1 protein-coding gene is annotated in these 1,008 nt (G+C 62.6%); it reads right to left on the bottom strand.

Annotated features, from left to right (window positions below; all coding sequences use genetic code 11):
- Positions 1 to 874: site-specific integrase (locus tag B5F19_RS16835; RefSeq protein ID WP_087292922.1), on the bottom strand; the 874-nt coding region annotated here is incomplete at its 3' end.
- Between the last annotated feature and the right edge of the window lie 134 nt (positions 875 to 1,008).

Below are 1,008 nucleotides of genomic sequence, written 5' to 3'. Positions count from 1 at the left end.
ACACGTCACTCACCCCCTTACCCACATCCCAGCCGACGGTAAGCTGTTCCGCTTCCATCAGCCGGTCGCAGGCCTGCTCCACCAGCAGGTCGATTTGGGTGCGAATGCCGTCCTGAGTACTCTGCCACAGCCGCTTCAAACAGCGGGGATTGGCTTTTTCCTCCGGTACCCGGGCGTCCCGGCACAGCTGCTTGATGCTGTCCGTGACGGCGGTGCGGCCCAGCGGTTTTCCGCTCTTGGTATGGAAAATGGGGCCGGAAGCCGTCCCCTCCCGCCGGGCGTAGGCCAATAATTCCTTCCGCAAAAAGTCCGGAAGGTGGAGCAGCTGGACAATCCCGCAGCTGCGGACGATGACCCGGCCCTCGGTAAGGGCCTCCACCGTCACCCGCGGCAGCTCCTGCAGGGGCAGGCCGGTACAGCCGAAGAGCTTCACCAGCAGATACAGGCGCTCTTTATCCAGCGCCCGGGCTGTGGTGAGCAGACGGAGATACTCCGTCCGGGTCAGCTCCGGCTGCACGTCGTCTACCTCCAGAGACCCTACGGACTGCAGGTCCCTGCGGCCCAAAAACGCCATCAGGCTGTTGGCCACTGACATGCGGACATTGACGGTCCGGGGGGAGTACCCTCCCTCCAGCAGCGTCCTCTGCCACCGCGCCAGGGTGCCGGGGCGGACCATCTTGTCCTCCGGCAGCCCGTCGTACAGCGCATGGACATTTCGCCGGTAGGTCGCCAAGGTATCGTGTCCCCGTCCCTGCCGGGACAGGCTGTCCAGATATGCCTCCAGGTCCGCCGGGGTCAGCCGCAGACCCGGAGGTCCCGCACGAGGCGGGGATTGCACCCGGCGTTCCACCGCCGGGTCCAGCAGCGCCTCCATCGTCCTCATCTCCTCCCGTTGTAGGCAAAATGAGTGTTTTGCTGTCTGAGAGCGAAAAAACACCAAATCCTTACATATGGTTAGCTGAATTGTAGCACGAACCTTGAAAGATTTCAAGGTGTTCCTGCAATTTT

The sequence above is a fragment of the Pseudoflavonifractor sp. An184 genome, from assembly GCF_002160305.1.
In the GTDB taxonomy this organism is placed as follows: Bacteria; Bacillota; Clostridia; order Oscillospirales; family Oscillospiraceae; genus Lawsonibacter; species Lawsonibacter pullicola.
This window is presented reverse-complemented; position numbering and strand designations above follow the sequence as displayed.